Here is a 20,273-nt window from a genome sequence, read left to right on the forward strand (position 1 = left end):
ACGCAGCTCCTCAATCGGGCCAAAATCCAGCGCGCGCAGCGGGCAGGACTCGACGCAGATGGGCTTTTTGCCGTCCGCGACGCGGCTGTGGCAGCCGTCGCACTTGGTCATGTGGCCTTTGGCGGCGTTGTACTGCGGCGCGCCGTACGGGCAGGCCATGTGGCAGTAGCGACAGCCGATGCAGACGTCTTCGTCCACCACCACAAAGCCGTCGTCGCGCTTGTGCATTGCTCCGCTCGGACAGACCTTGGTACAGGCCGGATCTTCGCAGTGGTTGCAGGCAATCGACAGGTAATAGGCGAAGACATTCTGATGCCAGACGCCGTTGTCCTCCTGCCAGTCGCCGCCTGCGTATTCATAAATACGACGGAAGCTGACGTCCGGGGTCAGGTCTTTGTAATCCTTGCAGGCCAGCTCGCAGGTTTTGCACCCGGTGCAACGGCTGGAATCAATAAAAAATCCATACTGGGTTGTCATTGTCTATTCCTTATGCCTTCTCGATCTGCACCAGGTTCGTGTGCTGCGGGTTGCCTTTCGCCAGCGGTGACGGGCGGTGCGTGGTCAGGGTGTTGATGCAAGACCCGCGATCGACGCGATCGCCGTTCATGTTGGCGTCGTGCCAGGCGCCCTGGCCCATCGCGCTCACGCCGGGCATGATGCGCGGCGTGACTTTGGCGGCAATGCGCACTTCGCCGCGGTCGTTAAACACGCGCACCATGTCCCCGTTTTTAATGCCGCGCTTCCCGGCGTCCACGGGGTTAAGCCACACCTCCTGGCGACAGGCGGCCTGGAGTACATCCACGTTGCCGTAGCTGGAGTGGGTGCGGGCTTTAAAGTGGAAGCCGAACAGTTGCAGCGGGAATTTACTGCGCTCGGGCGCGTCCCAGCCTTCGAAAGTTGGGGTATAAACCGGCAGCGGGGTAATGGTTTCGTCTTTTTGCAGCTCCCAGGTTGCCGCAATATCCGCCAGCTTGCTGGAGTAGATTTCGATTTTCCCCGACGGGGTTTTGAGTGGATTGGCGTCCGGATCGTCACGGAATTTTTTATAGGCCACAAAGTGTCCATTCGGATCTTTGCGCTTATAAATACCCATTTTCTTCAGCGCGTCGTAGGACGGCAGTTGGGGATCTCTGGCGACCATTTTAGCGTACAGATAGTGCAGCCACTGCTCCTGCGTACGGCCTTCGGTGAATTTCTGATGGATATCCGGTCCGAGGCGTTTCGCCACTTCGCTCATGATCCAGTAGATGGGCTTGCGCTCGAACTTCGGGGCGGTAACCGGCTGGAGGAAAATCAGGTAGCCCATGTTGCCGGCGTAATCGTTGGGGATGATATCTTCCTGCTCAACGGTCATCAGGTCCGGCAGAACAATATCGGCATACTTCGCGGAAGAGGTCATGAAGTTGTCGATGACGACGATCGTTTCGCACTTACTCTCATCCTGCAAAATGTCGTGGGTTTTGTTGATATCGGAGTGCTGGTTGATGAGGGTGTTACCCGCGTAGTTCCAGATGAACTTGATTGGCACATCGAGCTTATCCTTGCCGCGCACGCCGTCGCGCAGGGCGGTCATCTCCGGGCCACGGACAATGGCATCCGTCCAGCTAAAGCAGGAGATTTGCGTTTTCACCGGATTCTCCGGTAGCGGCATGCGTTCGATGGTGATGGTGTAGGTCGATTCGCGCGCGCCGCTGTTGCCGCCGTTAATGCCGACGTTGCCGGTCAGGATCGGCAGCATGGCGATGGCGCGGGAGGTTTGCTCCCCGTTGGCCTGACGCTGCGGGCCCCAGCCCTGGCAAATGTAGGCCGGTTTCGCCGAACCGATTTCACGGGCCAGCTTAATGATGCGATCGGCGGGGATGCCCGTAATGCGCGACGCCCACTCCGGAGTTTTCGCGGTTTTGTCATCACCCTGGCCGAGAATATAGGCTTTGTAATGACCATTAGCAGGTGCGCCTTCCGGCAGGGTTTTTTCGTCATAACCCACGCAGTATTTATCGAGGAAAGGCTGATCGACGAGATTTTCAGTAATCAGCACCCACGCGATACCCGCCACCAGCGCGGCATCGGTGCCCGGACGAATGGGGACCCACTCGTCTTCACGCCCTGCGGCGGTGTCGGTGTAGCGCGGATCGATAACGATCATCCGCGCGTTAGAGCGTTCGCGTGCCTGTTCGAGGTAGTAGGTTATCCCGCCGCCGCTCATGCGCGTTTCCGCCGGATTATTGCCGAACATCACCACCAGTTTAGTGTTTTCAATATCCGAGGTGCTGTTGCCGTCGTTGCTGCCGTATGTGTAGGGCATGGCGCAGGCGATCTGCGCGGTGCTGTAGGTGCCGTAGTGGCTAAGGAAGCCGCCGTAGCAGTTCATCAGGCGCGCGACCAGCGAGGCGTAAGGGGAGGAGCGGGTGATATTTCCGCCTACGATCCCGGAGGAGTAATTAATGTAGACCGCTTCGTTGCCGTATTTTTCGACCACGCCTTTCAGGCTGGCGGCGATGGTGTCCAGCGCTTCTTCCCAGGTGATACGCTCAAACTTACCTTCTCCGCGTTTGCCCACGCGTTTCATCGGATAGTTCAGACGGTCAGGATGGTTAATACGACGGCGGATAGAACGACCGCGCAGGCAGGCGCGAACCTGATGGTTGCCGTAAATATCCTCGCCGGTGTTATCCGTTTCAACCCAATAAACTTCGTCATCGCGTACGTGCAGTCGCAGCGCGCAGCGGCTCCCGCAGTTCACCGAGCAGGCGCCCCAAACGACTTTGTCTTCCGCGGGCTGCACGGCGGTTTGCACTGCGGCGGCGGCGCTTTTCAAACCGAAAGGTAATGCGATCCCACCGGCGGCAAGCGCCAGCGATCCTATGGCAGTGGATTTAACCAGAGCTCGACGGCTTATCCCGCCGTGATGTTCAACTTCGGACATGACTCACCCCATCATTGGTAATAATTATTTTCACCCGTGACTACAACTGGGCTAATGATGGGGGGAGTGTTACTTATTTGGAGGTATTAAATATTAATCCTCGTCAAATCAGGGGAATTGAGTGGCAAAATCATTGCGGCTCAGTAGGCGCATTCTCCTGCGTTCCCGCCCCGCTTACCGGGTAGTTGCCGCTGCTGGTGCGGGTGTACAGAATTTTGAAGGTATCGTTGGCACAATGCCCAACGACCTGCGCATCCGGCTGATCGGCCTGATCGTTCGGAACGATGTTCAGGGTAAAGCCAGACTCCGGCACGCCGTTGTTGATAATCTTCTGCTGAATGTCGCTTTTCACGCGCTCGCAGGAGTCCGGGGCCGCAAGAATCGCAGGTGAAGCACTCATTAACAGCAGGGCGGTAATCCAGGGTAACCGTTTCATCTGTAGCTCCTTTTCACTGTGTAGATAATAAGCATAGCAGGGTTAGGGTAAGCTTTTGTTTTAGTGTGCCTCTTTCTGAATTGTCCTGGAAGTGCTGAAACGCCCAGTCATTGAAAAGAATCGTCAGCTTACCCTTTGCCTTGATTGATTATTGGATTAAACAGTGGAGTAATTGCGCGTCGATAACGGTGGCGAAGCTTTGCAGCTAAAGGTCTTTCTCGCATCAGTAACTTCCAAATTTCTTTCTTTTTAGCATCTAAGATGGCTTCGCCCTTTGATTCATTAATGGTTGAAGCGTTCGCTTCTTCAGAAAGTCGTACTGGGAAGGGTACTATTGAGTAAATTTTAGCCAAGGATAAATCTTCGAATAAGCTCCATTTATCTGAAACCATCCATACAGGGTAAAGGTGTTGAAGGAGATTACCGGCAGCTTTTTGATTAATAATATAAGCGTGAGCAGTCGTGGCTTGCTGAGTTTTATGTATATTATAAGAGCCGCAAATGGATTTAAGCGGCTTTTTGTAATATTTATTGACCCGGCTCAAAAGAAGAATCTCAGGTTTGGTCTTGCTAAGCGTCACGCTATTCAAGATTTCATGCAGATCACTGTTTAGTATGACATCATCCTCGAGAATGAGTGCTGCTTCGATATTTTCATTTATTATTTTTTTGTATATTTTTTGATGGCTTAATGCGCAACCGACTTCACCCGGTAGAAAGGCATAATTCAACTCGCGTGTGACATTATTACGTTCAACTTCAGTCATTTTCCGCCCATCAACAGCTTCAATAAATTCGTGCGCGATGTTTAACTTTAACAGTTGAGATTCCATTTTTTCACGGCGTTCGAGCGAGTGTTGAAGATTGATTATAAAAGTTCGCATACTCTGAACATCCCTTAAAGACTGAATGGCTGGGCCAAATTCATGCATTTTACCAGTATTCGAACCGATTCAACATAGCTCAGTACATTTGAGGGATGATAAAAAATTGTTTTTGCTAGAAGGATTGTGTGGATAGCACAATTGAAATTGCTATCCATCCTTACCACGCTCTTTGCTACTATAAGTGCAACAATCCTTTCATTCTTTGGTAAATGATGTGAAGAAATACGCAGCGATAACGCTACTGGCAACGGTACTGGTGGGATGTGACAACAACACCGCGCCGCTGTCATTTACGCCGGAGATGGCGAGTTTTTCAAACGAGTTTGACTTTGATCCTCTTCGCGGCCCGGTGAAAGATTTTACCCAGACGCTGTTCAACGACAAGGGTGAAGTCTCCAAACGCGTGACCGGCACGATGTCGAAGGAAGGGTGTTTCGATACGCTTGAACTGCACGATCTGGAGGCTAACACGGGCGTTGCGCTGGTGCTGGATGCGAACTACTACGTCGATGCTGAAACCCAGCAGCAGAAGGTGAAGTTGCAGGGGAAATGTCAGCTGGCGGAACTGCCATCGGCCGGGGTGACGTGGGACACCGACGATAACGGGTTTGTGGTTGCCGCGCACAGCAAAGAGATGGAAGTAAAGTACCAGTATGACGCCGACGGCTATCCGCTGGGTAAAACCACGGTGTCCGGCGACCAGCGTTTATCGGTCCATGCAACGCCGTCGAAAGATCTGCACAAGCGTATGGATTATACGGCGGTAAGCCTGTTGAACGATAAACCGATGGGCAATGTAAAGCAGAGTTGCGAGTACGATCGCCACAACAACCCGGTGAGCTGTGAACTGGCGATCGTCGACGACAGCGTCAAACCTGCCGTTGAGCGCAAGTACACCATCAAAAACAGCATTGAATATTATTGAGAATAAAACCGCGCAGGTTACTGCGCGGTGGGTTTAAGCAGGCTGGCAGAGGAGGACTTATGTCCGGCCAGATGCTGATGCTGGAAAATGCACATGCGGATGGTGTTACGGTATTCGCCGTTAATAAAGAACTCATGGATCAGTTCACCTTCTACCATAAAGCCCAGCTTACGGTAGATATGAATCGCTTTTTCGTTCTCTTTATCGACGATCAGGTAAAGCTTGTAGAGATTCAGGACGTTAAATCCGTAATCCATCGCCAGCTTTGCCGCCCGCGAAGCAAGACCTTTCCCCTGGTGTTCCGGTGAAATAATGATCTGAAATTCCGCCCGACGGTGAACGTGGTTGATCTCAACCAGTTCAACCAGCCCGGCTTTTTCACCTTCGCACTCCACCACAAACCGGCGTTCGCTCTGGTCGTGGATATGCTTGTCATAAAGATCGGACAGCTCAACAAAGGCCTCGTAAGGCTCTTCAAACCAGTAGCGCATCACGCTGGCATTGTTGTCGAGCTGGTGAACAAAGCGTAAATCTTCGCGCTCCAGCGGACGGAGCTTCACGTCACACAGCCTCGACATTACGGTGCTACCGTGCGGCCAGTACGACGATCCAGGCAGCGCAGGGTGTTAGGCTCCCAGTAAGCGTTGACGTTGGCACTTTGCTGGCACTTATCGCGCGCGTCAAACGCCACATCCTCTTTATCCCACTCTTTTTCAGCGCGTTTATTCACTTTCTGACGCAGGCTGCGGGTGTCATTCCATTGTTCTTTGTCCATCGCGGCGTTCTGACGGCTTTGCGCGCTGTCACCAGACTCAATGATGAGCTTGCTGGTTTCGGCTGATGCCGTTGCGGCAAAGGCGAACGAGGACAGCGCCAGTGCGGCTGTCAGACAAAGGCGTTTGCTTAATGTAGTCATAGCGTTTCCTTTAAACGGGTGCAGAAAATCGGATTACCCCGTTGGATTCTACACCAATCCGAAAGGGTGTCATACCCGCGCCGCAGGTATGGGAACGATGAGAGCATTATCGCGTATGATGTTTAAATCAATCCTCACGAAACGAGAAAAATGTTCAAAACGACGCTGCTTTTTTTCGCGACCGCGCTGTGTGAAATCATCGGATGTTTTTTACCGTGGCTCTGGCTAAAGCGGGGCGCTTCCGCGCTGCTGCTGATCCCTGCCGGGGTGGCGCTGGCCCTTTTCGTCTGGCTGCTTACCCTGCATCCGGCCGCCAGCGGACGAGTTTACGCCGCCTACGGCGGGGTATACGTCTGTACCGCACTGCTGTGGCTGCGCGTTGTCGATGGCGTCAGACTAAGCCTGTACGACTGGGCAGGCGCAGTGGTTGCCCTGTGCGGCATGTTGATCATCGTGGCTGGCTGGGGACGCTCATAAGCGTCCTTATAATGTGATCGTCCGCTGATTTTACGATCATTATACTTGTATGGTAGTAGTGTAGTTGCGTAAATTTCCTGCATCACAACGAAGATGTAAGGAAATGGATTATGAAGATTGTCGGGGCTGAAGTATTTGTCACCTGCCCGGGGCGTAACTTTGTCACCCTTAAAATCACGACCGATGAGGGCATTGTCGGCCTGGGTGATGCCACGCTGAACGGACGTGAACTTTCCGTTGCCTCCTACCTGAAGGATCACCTTTGCCCACAGCTGATTGGCCGCGATGCGCACCGCATCGAAGATATCTGGCAATTCTTTTATAAAGGGGCCTACTGGCGCCGTGGTCCGGTCACCATGTCCGCGATCTCTGCCGTGGATATGGCGCTGTGGGACATCAAAGCGAAAGCCGCGAACATGCCGCTCTACCAGCTGTTGGGCGGCGCATCCCGCGAAGGGGTGATGGTCTATTGTCACACCACCGGACACACCATTGATGACGTGCTGGAAGACTACGCCCGCCACAAAGAGATGGGTTTTAAGGCCATCCGCGTGCAGTGCGGCGTGCCGGGGATGAAAACCACCTATGGTATGTCTAAAGGAAAAGGGTTGGCGTATGAGCCTGCAACCAAAGGCGACTGGCCGGACGAGCAGCTGTGGTCCACCGAGAAATACCTTGATTTCACGCCAAAACTGTTTGATGCCGTGCGTAGCCAGTTTGGCTTCAACGAACATCTCCTCCACGACATGCACCACCGCCTGACGCCAATCGAAGCGGCGCGGTTCGGCAAGAGCATTGAAGAGTTCCGCATGTTCTGGATGGAAGATCCGACTCCCGCTGAAAACCAGGAATGTTTCCGCCTTATCCGCCAGCACACCGTCACGCCGATTGCCGTGGGTGAGGTGTTTAACAGCATCTGGGACTGCAAGCAGCTGATTGAAGAGCAGCTCATTGACTATATCCGCACCACCATAACCCACGCGGGCGGCATCACCGGGATGCGTCGTATTGCGGATTTTGCCTCACTCTATCAGGTGCGTACCGGTTCACACGGCCCGTCGGATCTGTCGCCGATTTGCCACGCCGCGGCGCTGCATTTTGACCTGTGGGTACCGAATTTCGGCGTGCAGGAGTATATGGGGTACTCAGAGCAGATGCTGGAAGTGTTCCCGCACAGCTGGCGCTTTGATAACGGCTATATGCACCCGGGCGACAAGCCAGGGCTGGGCATCGAGTTTGACGAGAAGCTGGCGGCGAAATACCCGTACGATCCGGCCTATCTGCCGGTGGCCCGCCTGGAAGACGGCACCCTCTGGAACTGGTAAACGAGGAGCGAATGATGAAAAGCGTAGTGATCCAACAGCCCAATGCGCTGGTGATTGAAGAGCGTCCCCTCCCGTTGCCGGGCGCAGGGGAGGTCCGCGTCAAAATCAGGCTGGCCGGGATCTGTGGTTCAGACAGCCATATCTATCGCGGGCATAACCCGTTTGCGAAATACCCGCGCGTCATTGGTCACGAATTCTTTGGCGAGATAGACGCGATTGGCGAAGGCGTGGAAAGCTCCCGGCTGGGCCAGCGCGTCTCGGTTGATCCGGTGATCAGCTGCGGGCACTGCTACCCGTGTTCCGTCGGAAAACCGAACGTGTGCACCTCGCTGGTGGTGCTGGGCGTCCATCGCGACGGTGGCTTCAGCGAATACGCCGTTGTGCCGGCAAAAAACGCCTGGCACATTCCGGCTGCGATCCCAGACAAACACGCGGTGATGGTTGAGCCCTTCACCATTGCCGCCAACGTCACGGGGCAGGCGAAACCCACCGAACAGGACGTGGCGCTGATCTACGGCGCAGGCCCGATGGGGCTCGTCACCGTGCAGGCGCTGAAGGGCGTTTACAAGGTGAAGCAGGTCATCGTGGTGGATCGTATTGATGAGCGGCTGGCGATGGCGCAGCGCAGCGGTGCAGACTGGGTCTTCAACAACGGAGAGCAATCGCTACAGGCCGCGCTGGATGAAAAAGGGATCAAGCCGACGTTGATCATCGATGCTGCCTGTCATCCCTCCATTTTGCAGGAAGCGATTACGCTGGCTTCCCCGGCGGCACGCATCGTGCTGATGGGCTTCTCCAGCGACCCGAGCCAGATCGTGCAGCAGGGGATCACCGGCAAAGAGCTGTCAATTTTCTCGTCGCGCCTGAATGCCAACAAATTCCCGGTCGTTATCGACTGGCTGGAAAAAGGGCTGATCGACCCTGAAAAACTGGTCACCCACACATTTGACTATCACCACGTTACAGACGCCATCGAACTGTTTGAAAAAGATCAGCGGCAGTGCTGCAAAGTCTTGCTCACGTTCGACCAATAAAAATCACGCGGTTAAGAGCCTGCGAAGACAGGCTCTAAGTGGTACGCATCTTACCTTTCAGAGACAGCCATTATGACTCAAGCACAACCTCAAAGAAGTACGTCAGACCTGGTGAAGGCCGCCGTATCTGGCTGGCTGGGCACCGCCCTGGAGTTTATGGATTTCCAGCTCTACTCCCTTGGCGCCGCGCTGGTATTCCATGAAATCTTCTTCCCTGAACAGTCTGCGGCCATGGCGCTGATCCTGGCGATGGGGACCTACGGCGCTGGCTACATCGCGCGTATCGTCGGGGCATTTATCTTCGGCAGGATGGGGGACAGAATTGGCCGTAAAAAGGTGCTGTTTATCACCATCACCATGATGGGGATCTGCACCACCTTAATTGGCGTATTGCCAACCTCCGCGCAGATCGGGATTTTCGCACCGGTGCTGCTGGTGACGCTGCGTATTATTCAGGGGCTGGGCGCGGGGGCGGAAATCTCCGGCGCAGGGACCATGCTGGCGGAGTACGCGCCGAAGGGGAAACGCGGCATCATCTCCTCGCTGGTCGCCATGGGAACCAACTGCGGAACGCTGAGCGCCACGGCGATCTGGGCCGTCATGTTCTTTGCCCTCGATCGTGAAGAGCTTATTGCCTGGGGCTGGCGCGTGCCGTTCCTCGCCAGCGTCGTGGTGATGATCTTTGCCATCTGGCTGCGTATGAACCTTAAAGAGAGCCCGGTGTTTGAGAAGGTTAACGACGCCGAAACCGTTGCGCCGGCGGCGCAGGATACCTCATTAGGCGCGATGTTTAAGAGCAAATCGTTCTGGCTGGCAACGGGGCTGCGCTTTGGTCAGGCCGGGAACTCAGGTTTGATTCAGACGTTTCTTGCCGGGTATCTGGTGCAGACGCTGTTGTTTGATAAGGCGATCCCAACCGATGCGCTGATGATCAGTTCGATTCTCGGCTTCCTCACCATTCCGCTGCTGGGCTGGCTGTCCGATAAAGTGGGGCGCCGTCTGCCGTATATCCTCCTTAATATTTCAGCCATCATACTGGCTTACCCGATGCTGTCGATCATCGTCGATAAAAGTTACGCGCCGGGCGTGATCATGCTCTCTATCATCGTTATTCATAACTTCGCGGTGCTCGGGCTGTTTGCGCTGGAAAACATCACCATGGCAGAGATGTTTGGTTCGCGGAACCGCTTTACCCGCATGGCGATCTCGAAAGAGGCGGGTGGGCTGGTGGCCGTAGGCTTTGGTCCGGTGCTGGCGGGGATCTTCTGCAACATGACCGGGTCCTGGTGGCCGATTGTGGCGATGCTGGTAGCGTACTCGCTGATTGGGCTGCTCTCCGCTTTGCTGATGCCGGAAGTGCGCGATCGCGATCTGAGTGAAGCGGAAGATGCGGCAGAAGCGTCTCATAAGGGGTCGGTAGCCTACGGCGCGCTCTCTTCCCGTCGCTAATGGTTTACATCTTGTGCTACCTATCACACAACTTATCTCTGATGTCACACCACATGGCGAAAAGTTAATGTAAATCAAGATCTGAAAACGACGTATCAGTATGGTTAATGGCAGCGTTTTTTGACTCCGACTGCCATTCTAGTTGGTGTAGTCAGCAGGCGCTGCCGCTTTGTTAAGCAAGCGGCAGCGGATCACAGCTTTCATTAATTAACGAGTCTCAATCATGGAAAACCGGTTATTACAGGCGAAGGCAACGCGTCCGCAGTACGATCGCAGCAGCCTTAAGGCACGCATTGTTCATTTAGGGTTTGGCGCGTTTCACCGCGCGCACCAGGCGGTGTACACCGACATACTCGCCGCAGAACAGGGCAGCGACTGGGGTTACTGCGAAGTTAACCTGATTGGCGGCGAACAGCAGATCGCCGATCTGAAGGCACAGGATAACCTTTATACCGTGGCAGAAATGTCAGCCGATGCCTGGACGGCACGCGTGGTTGGCGTTGTTAAAACCGCGCTCCATGCGCAGGTGGACGGGCTGGAAACCGTGCTGGCGGCCCTGTGCGAGCCGCAGGTTGCCATTGTGTCGCTCACCATCACCGAGAAAGGGTATTGTCACTCACCGGCAACCGGAGAACTGATGCTCGATCATCCGTTAATCGTTGCAGACCTGCAAAACCCGCATCAGCCAAAATCTGCACCGGGCGTGGTGGTGGAAGCTCTGGCGCGTCGCAAGGCGGCGGGGCTACCGGCATTCAGCGTGATGTCCTGCGATAACATGCCGGAGAACGGCCACGTGATGCGCAATGTGACCTGTGCCTACGCGCGCGCTGTTGATGGCGAACTGGCAGACTGGATCGAAGCGAACGTCACTTTCCCGTCAACCATGGTGGATCGTATTGTACCCGCCGTCACGGCCGACACGCTGGATAAAATCGAGCAGCTGACTGGCGTACGCGATCCGGCAGGCGTGGCCTGCGAGCCGTTCCGCCAGTGGGTGATTGAAGACAATTTCGTTGCAGGCCGTCCTGAGTGGGAAAAGGCCGGTGCGGAACTGGTTTCTGATGTCATTCCGTTTGAAGAGATGAAGCTGAGAATGCTTAACGGCAGCCACTCGTTCCTGGCCTATCTTGGCTACCTGGCCGGTTATCAGCACATTAATGACTGCATGGAAGATGAACATTACCGTATCGCCGCGCATGCGCTGATGCTGAAAGAGCAGGCGCCGACGCTGAAAGTGAAAGGCGTGGATTTAGGTCGTTATGCCGACCAGCTGATCGCGCGCTACAGCAATCCGGCACTGCGCCACCGCACCTGGCAAATCGCCATGGACGGCAGCCAGAAATTGCCGCAGCGCATGCTCGATTCCGTGCGCTGGCACCTTGTCCACCAGAAGCCTTTCCCGCTGCTGGCCCTGGGCGTGGCGGGCTGGATGCGTTATGTCGGCGGTGTGGATGAGCAGGGTAACGCGATTGAGGTGAGCGATCCGCAGCTGGCGGTGATTCAGGCGGCAGTAAACGGTAGCCCTGAAGGGGAAAGCCGCGTTAATGCGCTGTTGGGCATTGAGTCTATTTTCGGTAACGAGCTGCCGAAGGACGCGGTGTTTGTGGCGGCGGTCATGCAGGCCTATCAGATGTTGCTGCAAAAAGGCGCGAAGGCCACGGTTGCGGAGTACGCCGCTCAGCTTTAACGCTATGACATGCCGCCGTTCGCGGCGGCATGTCGGGGCACGGCTTAGTGCATCCCCAGGCGAATCAGCTCAATCGGTTCGAACTTACCTTCGCATCCGTCCACTTCAACCGTTTTATTACGACGCACCTGCTCGGCATTAAGGCCGTCGCTGTGGATCGCTTTAATCACGCCGAACTGGCCTGTGCCGCTAATCATGACGCGGCTGCCGGTGGTGATTGCATTTCGGTTACGGTCGTATGTCATCATGGTATTTTCTCCTCTCTCACTTATCCGTTACGGCGCTAATTCAACGACTGCCGTTCACGGGGCACTATTAATACGCCTCTCTTAAACGAAATTATTTGCTTTTGATCAAGCTCACACTTTTTTCTTATTTCATGATGGCGTTGACGGTTCAGGACACCGCTTTACAAAGCGGACAGTTATTTTCCTTAATTGATAATTTCAGGATGCAAGTGTTTAGGCTTTGTTTATCTCCGCAATGCCATTCTGGAAGCAGAAAATAACCCTTCACTGGAAAAGGAGTCAGGCTTATGTATAAGAAAATTTTGATGCCTGTTGACGTGTTTGAAATGGACTTGAGCGACAAAGCGGTACGCCATGCGGCCAACCTCGCGAAGGCGGAAGGCGCGACCATCACCCTGGTCAACATTCTCCCTAACAGCAGCCGTTCGTTACTGCGGGGGTTCAATGCCGATATTAAGAAATTCGAAGAGTATATGACCGCCGAGTCTGATAAGAAGATGAAAGCACTGAAACGGCTCTTTGATATGTCCTCGGACAATATTGACTGTGAAGTACGCTTCGGCAACGTACGGGATGAAATCATCAAGCTCAGCAAAGAGGGGAAATATGATGTCATCGTTATCGGATCGAAAAATCCGAGTATCACAACGCATCTGCTGGGTTCGAATGCTGAAACTATCCTGCGCTACGCCACTATTCCGGTATTAGTGGTTCGCTAATCGCTTCGCCGCAACCGAAAGGGGCGGCGAGGTTTTATTCTTCGCTAAACCACTCGCTGTTTTCCTGACGAATTAACTGAACCGACTCGCTAATTTCCTGGAGGTGAAGCGTCATTGCTTTATCTACGGCTTCCACGTCGCGTTTTTCCAGCGCGCTGAAAATATCGTGATGCTGGCGCAGCAGCATTTCTGGCGGAGACACGTGGTCGAGGCTCATATAGCGCACGCGGTCGATGGTGGCCTTGATGTTTTCGACGGTATCCCACGCGAGCTGGCACTCGGCGATCTGCGCCAGTTTCTGGTGAAACTCATCGTCCAGCTGGAAAAAGTCGTTTAACTGTTTGCGATCGATGGCAATGCGTTGCTGATGCAGGTTTTGCTCCAGCTGGTAACACTGGTTGTCGTTGATGAGCGACGCGGCGCGACGCACAACGGCACACTCGATGGCCTGGCGAACAAAACAGCCGTTACGCACCTGCGAAAGCGAAATTTTATTCACGTAGCTGCCGCGCTGAGGGCGGATCTGAATAAGGCCGTTTTCTGCAAGCTTAATAAACGCCTCGCGCACGGGCTGACGGGAAACGTCAAAACGTACCGAAACCTCTTTTTCTGAGAGCGGCGTTCCCGGCGGGATCAGGCAGCGAACGATATCACGGCGTAAGATGCGATAAATTTGCTGATTAACGGGCTGGGTAGGATTAAGTTGCGATTCAGCGGCCATGGGTTGTGATTTCTAAGAGAGTTAACCTGAACATACTACCATTCTTTTACCCGTCATCACATACCCGGCCCGCAGGCCGGGAAGGGTGAATTACCCGCGATGCACGCTGAGTCCGGCATAGGTCTGGCTGACGGGCATCATCTCAACAGTATTGATGTTGACATGCTTCGGCAGCGTCGCGACCCACCAGACGGTTTCGGTGATATCTTCCGGCGTCAGCGCATTTGCATTTTCATAGGTTTTATCCGCTTTCGCGTCGTCACCCTTGAAGCGCACGTTGGAGAATTCCGTTCCGCCTACCAGGCCCGGCTCAACGTCGGTTACGCGGATGGCGGTACCGTGCAGGTCGGTGCGCAGGTTCAGGCTGAACTGGCGTACAAAGGCCTTGGTTGCGCCATAGACGTTGCCGCCCGCGTAAGGCCAGCTGCCTGCGGTGGAACCGATATTAATGATATGACCACGATTACGTTCAACCATGCCCGGCAGCACGGCGCGGGTCATGTACACCAGGCCTTTGTTGTTGGTGTCGATCATGTTTTCCCAGTCTTCCACGCTGGCTTTGTGGGCAGGCTCCATGCCCAGCGCCAGGCCGGCGTTATTGACCAGCACGTCGATGTCACGCCATTCGGCAGGCAGGTTTGCAATCATCTCTTCAATGGCGGCACGGTTGCGCACGTCCAGCTGCGCGGTCAGGATGCTGTCGCCCAGATCGTCTTTCAGCTCCTGCAAACGCTCCTGACGACGACCCGTTGCAATCACCTTGTGTCCGTTGGCGACGAAGCGACGCGTGATGCTTTCACCAAAACCTGCCGTCGCCCCGGTAACTAAAATAATCATCTCACTGTTCCTCAACGCTTTTTGTGTTGTACTACCATAGCACGCTCTCGGGCGGGTCGTTAAGGCAACATTTGTATGACGGCATTGCAGGCCGGAGCAGGCTGGCCTACTCTGGTGAGAAATACCGTGCTCAGGAGTAAACGATGTCGGTCAACAACCCTTTCTTTGACGTGAGCCTGCTGCCTTATCAGGCCCCGCGTTTTGATGTGATAGAAGACAGCCACTATCGCCCGGCGTTTGATGAAGCAATGCGCCTCAAGCGTGCTGACATTGACGTGATTATCGCGCAGCGCGCCGCGCCGGATTTCGATAACACCGTGCTGGCGCTGGAAAAGAGCGGGGCCATGTTGTCGCGCGTCAGCAGCGTGTTCTTCGCTATGACGTCCGCACACACCAACGATGATCTCCAGGCGCTGGACGAGCAGTTCTCCACCGAACTGGCCGGGCTGGCGAACGATATCTGGCTAAACGATACGCTTTTCGCCCGCGTGGAAGCCGTCTGGCAGGATCGCGACACGCTGGATGCGGAATCCCGTCGGCTGACAGAGGAGACCTATCAGCACTTTGTTCTGGCGGGCGCGCGACTGAACGCCGATGAAAAAGCCGAGCTGAAAGCCCTGAATACCGAAGCCGCCACCCTGACCAGCCAGTTCAACCAGCGCCTGCTGGCTGCAAACAAGGCGGGCGGGCTGGTGGTGGACGATGCTCAACACCTTGACGGGCTCAGCGCGGAGGAGAGAGACTCCGCCGCTCACGCTGCCGCAGAAAAAGGGCTGACGGATCGCTGGCTGATCCCGCTTTTGAATACCACGCAACAGCCCGCGCTGGCAGCACTCACGCAGCGCGAGACGCGGAAAAAGCTGTTTAATGCGGGCTGGGAACGCACTCAGAAAGGCGACGAAAACGATACGCGCAACCTGATCCGTCGGCTTACCGCGTTACGGGCAAGGCAGGCGCAGCTGCTCGGGTTTGAAAACTATGCCAGCTGGAGCATTGCCGACCAGATGGCGAAAACGCCGGATGCCGCGCTCGAATTCATGCGCGGGATAGTTCCTGCGGCGCGCAACAGGGCCGCGCTGGAGCAGGCAGATATTCAGAAGGTCATTGACGACGAGCAGGGCGGTTTTTCGGTGCAGGCCTGGGACTGGGCGTTTTATGCCGAACGCGTGCGCTCAGCGAAATATGCGCTGGACGAATCGCAGATTAAACCCTATTTCGCGCTTAATACCGTGCTGGAGGATGGCGTATTCTGGACCGCCACGCAGCTGTTCGGCATTCGCTTTGTCGAGCGTTTCGATATCCCGGTCTATCACCCGGACGTGCGCGTGTGGGAGATTTTCGATCATACGGGTGAAGGCATGGCGCTGTTCTACGGCGACTTCTTCGCGCGTGATTCCAAAGCCGGCGGCGCGTGGATGGGAAATTTCGTTGAGCAATCTTACGAGTTTGCCGCGCGTCCGGTGATTTACAACGTCTGCAACTATCAAAAACCGGCTAACGGGCAGACCGCGCTGATCTCCTGGGACGATGTGATTACCCTGTTCCACGAGTTTGGCCACACGCTGCATGGCCTGTTTGCCAGCCAGCGCTATGCCACGCTTTCTGGCACCAACACGCCGCGTGATTTTGTTGAATTCCCGTCGCAAATCAATGAACACTGGGCCAGCCATCCGCAGGTGTTTGCACACTTTGCCCGTCACTACCAAACCGGCGAGCCGATGCCGGATGCGCTGCGGGAAAAAATGCTCAACGCGACCCAGTTTAACAAGGGTTATGACATGACGGAGCTGCTGAGCGCCGCGCTGCTGGATATAAACTGGCACGGCATTCAGGTGCCGGTTGAGGACGTGGAAGCCTTTGAAGCCGCCGCGTTGAAAAAAGAGGGGCTGGATCTTCCTGCCGTACCGCCGCGCTATCGCAGCAGCTATTTCGCCCATATCTTCGGCGGCGGCTACGCGGCGGGGTATTACGCCTACCTGTGGACGCAGATGCTGGCGGACGATGGCTACCAGTGGTTTGTCGAGCAGGGCGGTTTGACGCGCGAAAACGGACAGACATTCCGCGAGGCGATTTTGTCGCGCGGAAATAGTACTGATTTAGCTGAACTTTACCGGAACTGGCGTGGGCACGATCCGAAGATTGAACCGATGCTGGAGAACCGTGGATTGAGTGCTTAAGGGCTTTTTAGGGTGGAAACAGAACCGGGCGGCCTTAGCTGGAATGCCGCGAAATCACATTAATGCTCGTTATGCATGTTTTGTCGTTGAGTTAATTCCTGATAGGATTGTTCCGAATATTTACTGATGGAATAGGGACATGAAAAAAATTATTGGCGTTTTATTACTCTCTTGCCTACTTGCTGGGTGCGATAAACCCAAAATTGATTCATCAACTGATGACGCAATGAAATCATCAATAGCAAAAGTCAGAGAGTCACTTCCGGAGAATAAACGGGAGGAATTTGATAGTGCCTTAAAAGTTGTCGCTTTTAGTAACATCAATATGGCTGACCTAATGCATGCATCTTCAGAGAGTGACAAAGAAGACTTAAGTAAGAAGATGCGCGAACCTTTGTCTGGCAAAACAGCTGAGGAAATCATCTCTTATGCTCAGCAAGTAACTGCCGAGCGAGAACTCAAGCAGAAAGAGCAGGCGCTTCAGGAAATCAAAGAGCTGGAACAGAAAAAAGCTGACTCCGGAAAGGCCAAAGAAGAGCTAAAAAAAGTGCAGGTTTTATCATCTCGATTTACCCTGGAGCCTGAGGAGTACGGCAAACCACAGCCTGTAATTAAACTTGTTGTGAAAAACAATACTGATAAAGCGATTTCCCGGGTGTTCTTCCATGGGGTTATAGCCAGTGATGGACGCTCAGTCCCGTGGCTGGAAAAAGATTTCAACTACGAAATTGCTGGTGGGCTGGAACCGAATGAAGAAGCCACCTGGGCTTTGGCTCCGAATAAGTTCTCTGAATGGGGCCAGGTTGATGCTCCAGCTGACGCCGTCTTCACAGTTACGGTAACGAGAGTGAATGGTGCAGATAAAGAGGCGCTGTTTGATGCATCTGGTTTTACAGAGCAAGATAACAGCAGGCTTGAAGATTTAAAGAAAAAATACCTTTGAGCTGTCACCACTACTTAACCCGCTTTGGCGGGTTTTTTTATGCCTGGAGAAAGGCCTGACTGGTCAGAAAGGGCGCCAGTCAACACAATGAAGCGATATTAATAAACACCTGCCCTGCGTTTATTGTACGTCGATGACAGGGAAACCTGGCCATATGCCATAGCGGGTTTCCCTGTTGCTAAACGCTGGTTACTCTTGCGTCAGCCACATGTCCGACTCTTCAAACATCTCCTCAAGCATACGGTTCAGCTTTTCCCGGTCGCTTTTGCTGGCATCGCTATTCAGGCCGTTCGCCTGCATCGGCTTAACCGTCACGCTGGCATCAGGAAAAATCCGGTGCACACGTTTTGTCAGTTCAGCCAGAATTATCTCCCTGGCTCCCTCCAGCCCCTGTACGTTTCGCTTGTCATAAACCAGTTCAACAAACATTATTTTTTCCCTATGAATATTAATTGTGCGATTCTGCCTGCACGTAAAAATACTACTGTATATGGGTACAGTCAAACAGCATTCTGGCTAAAGAAATGCCATGCCGCTCTTCATTTTGTCTGAGTTGATGACAATCTATTCATTTAGCGTTTAAAACGAGCAGTCGAAGCGTTTAATCGTAAAATTTACAAAAACTATAATTTGAAGCCAGAGAGAAACTTACAAACGAAACGGTGAAGGTTTAAACAGTCGCTACGGTTCAGCTGGCTTGCGTGCGCTTCAAAACAAAACTACTGTATATAAAAACAGTAGTAGAGGTATGCGTAATGGAATTTATCAGACCTACAGAACTGCGTGAGATTGTCGCGCTTCCGCTTTTCAGCGATTTAGTTCAGTGCGGATTCCCAAGCCCGGCTGCCGACTATGTGGAGCAGCGCATTGATCTTAATGAACTTCTGGTTGCCCACCCCAGCTCGACATATTTCGTTAAAGCCGCGGGTGATTCGATGATTGAAGGAGGAATAAGCGACGGCGATTTGCTGGTGGTCGATAGTTCCCGAACGGCCGAGCACGGAGATATTGTTATCGCCGCGGTAGAAGGGGAATTTACCGTTAAGCGCCTGCAACTGCGGCCTCATGTTCAACTCAATCCGATGAACAGCGCTTATTCGCCGATTATCGTTGGCAGTGAAGACACGCTGGACGTCTTCGGCGTGGTCACTTTTATTGTTAAATCGGCCAGCTGATATGTTTGCGCTCTGTGATGTGAATTCATTCTATGCATCATGCGAGACGGTATTCAGGCCAGATTTGAGAGGCCGACCGGTGGTTGTCCTCTCAAATAACGACGGTTGCGTGATAGCGCGCAGCGCAGAGGCCAAAGCCGCTGGCGTTACCATGGGGGCGCCATACTTTAAGCAGAAAGACCTGTTCCGGCGCGCCGGCGTGGTTTGCTTCAGCAGTAACTATGAACTTTACGCTGACATGTCCAGCCGGGTTATGACCACGCTGGAAGAAATAAGCCCGCGCGTCGAAATATATTCCATTGACGAGGCCTTTTGTGACCTCACCGGGGTTCGAAACTGCCGGGACCTGACTGATTTTGGCAAGGAGATCCGCGAAACGGTTTTGAAGCGTACACACCTGAGGATCGGCGTGGGTATAGCCCAGACGAAGACGCTGGCGAAGCTGGCAAATCACGCGGCGAAGAAATGGCAGCAGCAGACGGGTGGGGTAGTTGACCTATCCAATATCGACCGCCAGCGTCGGCTGTTGGCTATCGTGCCTGTAGAGGACGTGTGGGGCGTGGGCAGGCGCATCAGCAAGAAGCTCAACGCGATGGGCATCAAAACGGCGCTGGATCTCTCAGAGCAGAGCACATGGATTATCCGCAAGCACTTCAATGTGGTGCTGGAGCGAACGGTCCGGGAACTGCGCGGCGAGCCGTGCCTCGACCTGGAAGAGTTTGCACCGGCAAAGCAGGAGATCGTCTGTAGCCGGTCATTCGGTGAACGCGTGTCAGAATATGAGCAGGTGCGTCAGGCTATATGCAGCTATGCGGCCCGTGGCGCTGAGAAGTTACGCGGCGAGCACCAGTATTGCCGCTTTATCTCGGCGTTCGTAAAGACCTCTCCATTCGCGCTGAACGAACCCTATTACGGCAACAGTGCCTCAATGACGCTTCTCACGCCCACTCAGGACTCCCGCGACATTATCAACGCTGCGGTAAAGTGCCTCGACAAAATCTGGAAGGAGGGGCACCGCTACCAGAAAGCCGGCATTATGCTCGGAGACTTCTTCAGCCAGGGCGTTGCCCAGCTCAATTTGTTTGACAACAGCGCGCCGCGTGCCGGAAGTGAAAAGTTGATGGAAGTGCTGGATCGCCTGAACGCGAAAGATGGAAAGGGAACGCTTTACTTTGCCGGGCAGGGCATACAGCAGCAATGGCAGATGAAGCGTGAAATGCTTTCGCCGCGGTACACGACCCGCTATTCAGATTTACTGAGGATTCGATGAATGTTAACGGCTGTTTTGTGCCATAAGAGGATATTCACAACAGAACGCCGTTGATGCATTCCTGAACAGATGACGCATGATCTTTATTTTCGTAGGGTAACTGACACCTCTACATTATTTA

Annotated in this window: 21 protein-coding genes; 11 read left to right on the forward strand and 10 right to left on the reverse strand. The window is 54.0% G+C overall.

Going from position 1 to position 20,273, the window contains the following annotated elements; all coding sequences use genetic code 11:
• The 4 genes from E0L16_RS17500 to E0L16_RS17515 all read right to left on the reverse strand — a co-directional run.
• On the reverse strand, positions 1-477 hold a 477-nt coding region (locus tag E0L16_RS17500), incomplete at its 3' end, for a DMSO/selenate family reductase complex B subunit (protein WP_063843861.1).
• A gap of 10 nt (positions 478-487) precedes the next feature.
• Positions 488-2,926, reverse strand: a complete 2,439-nt coding sequence (gene ynfE, locus E0L16_RS17505; protein WP_131637558.1) for a selenate/tellurate reductase subunit YnfE — start codon at positions 2,924-2,926, stop codon at positions 488-490.
• Between the two features lie 130 nt (positions 2,927-3,056).
• Positions 3,057-3,362 carry a DUF1161 domain-containing protein gene (locus E0L16_RS17510; protein WP_045621663.1) on the reverse strand — a complete coding sequence of 102 codons (306 nt, stop codon included), beginning with the start codon at positions 3,360-3,362 and terminating at the stop codon, positions 3,057-3,059.
• Between the two features lie 128 nt (positions 3,363-3,490).
• Entirely contained in the window at positions 3,491-4,294 is an 804-nt protein-coding gene (locus E0L16_RS17515) for a glycosyltransferase family 25 protein (RefSeq protein WP_131637560.1), read from the reverse strand.
• A gap of 169 nt (positions 4,295-4,463) precedes the next feature.
• Between E0L16_RS17515 and E0L16_RS17520 the strand changes: the two genes are divergently transcribed.
• Complete coding sequence (locus E0L16_RS17520) at positions 4,464-5,174, forward strand: YnfC family lipoprotein (RefSeq protein ID WP_131637562.1); 711 nt, start codon at positions 4,464-4,466, stop codon at positions 5,172-5,174.
• Between the two features lie 17 nt (positions 5,175-5,191).
• Here the strand turns inward: E0L16_RS17520 and speG are convergent, their stop codons facing one another.
• Together speG and E0L16_RS17530 are read right to left on the reverse strand one after the other, a co-directional pair.
• On the reverse strand, positions 5,192-5,752 hold the full coding sequence (gene speG / locus E0L16_RS17525) for a spermidine N1-acetyltransferase (protein WP_063451460.1): 561 nt from the start codon (positions 5,750-5,752) through the stop codon (positions 5,192-5,194).
• Positions 5,752-6,090, reverse strand: coding sequence for a DUF1283 family protein (locus E0L16_RS17530; protein WP_063451459.1), 339 nt, complete (start codon positions 6,088-6,090; stop codon positions 5,752-5,754). Before E0L16_RS17530 ends, speG begins: the two co-directional genes overlap by 1 nt.
• A 150-nt stretch (positions 6,091-6,240) precedes the next feature.
• On the opposite strand from E0L16_RS17530, the gene E0L16_RS17535 reads away from it, so the two are divergent.
• The 5 genes from E0L16_RS17535 to E0L16_RS17555 all read left to right on the forward strand — a co-directional run bounded on the left by E0L16_RS17535 (position 6,241) and on the right by E0L16_RS17555 (position 12,062).
• Entirely contained in the window at positions 6,241-6,567 is a 327-nt protein-coding gene (locus tag E0L16_RS17535; protein ID WP_131637565.1) for a YnfA family protein, read from the forward strand.
• Between the two features lie 110 nt (positions 6,568-6,677).
• Positions 6,678-7,892, forward strand: coding sequence for a D-mannonate dehydratase ManD (gene manD / locus E0L16_RS17540; RefSeq protein WP_063866823.1), 1,215 nt, complete (start codon positions 6,678-6,680; stop codon positions 7,890-7,892).
• A gap of 14 nt (positions 7,893-7,906) precedes the next feature.
• A complete protein-coding gene (locus E0L16_RS17545; RefSeq protein WP_063866822.1) occupies positions 7,907-8,926 on the forward strand; it encodes a Zn-dependent oxidoreductase in 1,020 nt (339 codons plus the stop codon).
• A 72-nt stretch (positions 8,927-8,998) separates the two neighbouring features.
• Positions 8,999-10,375: an MFS transporter gene (locus E0L16_RS17550; protein ID WP_131637567.1), complete on the forward strand. Its 1,377-nt coding sequence runs from the start codon at positions 8,999-9,001 to the stop codon at positions 10,373-10,375.
• Positions 10,376-10,598: 223 nt separating this feature from the next.
• A complete protein-coding gene (locus E0L16_RS17555; protein ID WP_131637570.1) occupies positions 10,599-12,062 on the forward strand; it encodes a mannitol dehydrogenase family protein in 1,464 nt (487 codons plus the stop codon).
• A 44-nt stretch (positions 12,063-12,106) separates the two neighbouring features.
• Here the strand turns inward: E0L16_RS17555 and ydfZ are convergent, their stop codons facing one another.
• Positions 12,107-12,310, reverse strand: a complete 204-nt coding sequence (ydfZ, locus tag E0L16_RS17560; protein ID WP_063451453.1) for a putative selenium delivery protein YdfZ — start codon at positions 12,308-12,310, stop codon at positions 12,107-12,109.
• 287 nt (positions 12,311-12,597) lie between these two features.
• Here ydfZ and E0L16_RS17565 point away from each other — a divergent pair, with 287 nt between their 5' ends.
• Complete coding sequence (locus E0L16_RS17565; protein ID WP_131637572.1) at positions 12,598-13,029, forward strand: universal stress protein; 432 nt, start codon at positions 12,598-12,600, stop codon at positions 13,027-13,029.
• Positions 13,030-13,063: 34 nt separating this feature from the next.
• Here the strand turns inward: E0L16_RS17565 and E0L16_RS17570 are convergent, their stop codons facing one another.
• Entirely contained in the window at positions 13,064-13,750 is a 687-nt protein-coding gene (locus tag E0L16_RS17570; RefSeq protein WP_131637574.1) for a GntR family transcriptional regulator, read from the reverse strand.
• 90 nt (positions 13,751-13,840) lie between these two features.
• A complete protein-coding gene (gene ydfG / locus E0L16_RS17575) occupies positions 13,841-14,587 on the reverse strand; it encodes a bifunctional NADP-dependent 3-hydroxy acid dehydrogenase/3-hydroxypropionate dehydrogenase YdfG (RefSeq protein ID WP_063866818.1) in 747 nt (248 codons plus the stop codon).
• A gap of 143 nt (positions 14,588-14,730) precedes the next feature.
• On the opposite strand from ydfG, the gene dcp reads away from it, so the two are divergent.
• Together dcp and E0L16_RS17585 are read left to right on the forward strand one after the other, a co-directional pair.
• Positions 14,731-16,764, forward strand: coding sequence for a peptidyl-dipeptidase Dcp (gene dcp, locus E0L16_RS17580; protein ID WP_131637576.1), 2,034 nt, complete (start codon positions 14,731-14,733; stop codon positions 16,762-16,764).
• 139 nt (positions 16,765-16,903) lie between these two features.
• Positions 16,904-17,707, forward strand: coding sequence for a DUF6694 family lipoprotein (locus tag E0L16_RS17585; RefSeq protein WP_107535272.1), 804 nt, complete (start codon positions 16,904-16,906; stop codon positions 17,705-17,707).
• Between the two features lie 189 nt (positions 17,708-17,896).
• Here E0L16_RS17585 and E0L16_RS17590 read toward each other — a convergent pair whose 3' ends face one another.
• On the reverse strand, positions 17,897-18,136 hold the full coding sequence (locus tag E0L16_RS17590) for a DinI family protein (protein WP_006808847.1): 240 nt from the start codon (positions 18,134-18,136) through the stop codon (positions 17,897-17,899).
• 326 nt (positions 18,137-18,462) lie between these two features.
• Between E0L16_RS17590 and E0L16_RS17595 the strand changes: the two genes are divergently transcribed.
• The gene (locus E0L16_RS17595; RefSeq protein WP_063866815.1) at positions 18,463-18,882 is read left to right on the forward strand and encodes a translesion error-prone DNA polymerase V autoproteolytic subunit; all 420 of its coding nucleotides are present in this window, start codon (positions 18,463-18,465) and stop codon (positions 18,880-18,882) included.
• A gap of 1 nt (position 18,883) precedes the next feature.
• Positions 18,884-20,152 (forward strand): Y-family DNA polymerase, encoded by a 1,269-nt coding sequence (locus E0L16_RS17600; protein WP_107535273.1) that lies wholly within the window; start codon positions 18,884-18,886, stop codon positions 20,150-20,152.
• The last annotated feature ends 121 nt before the right edge of the window (positions 20,153-20,273 follow it).

The sequence above is a fragment of the Enterobacter quasihormaechei genome (genome assembly GCF_004331385.1).
Taxonomy (GTDB): Bacteria; Pseudomonadota; Gammaproteobacteria; order Enterobacterales; family Enterobacteriaceae; genus Enterobacter; species Enterobacter quasihormaechei.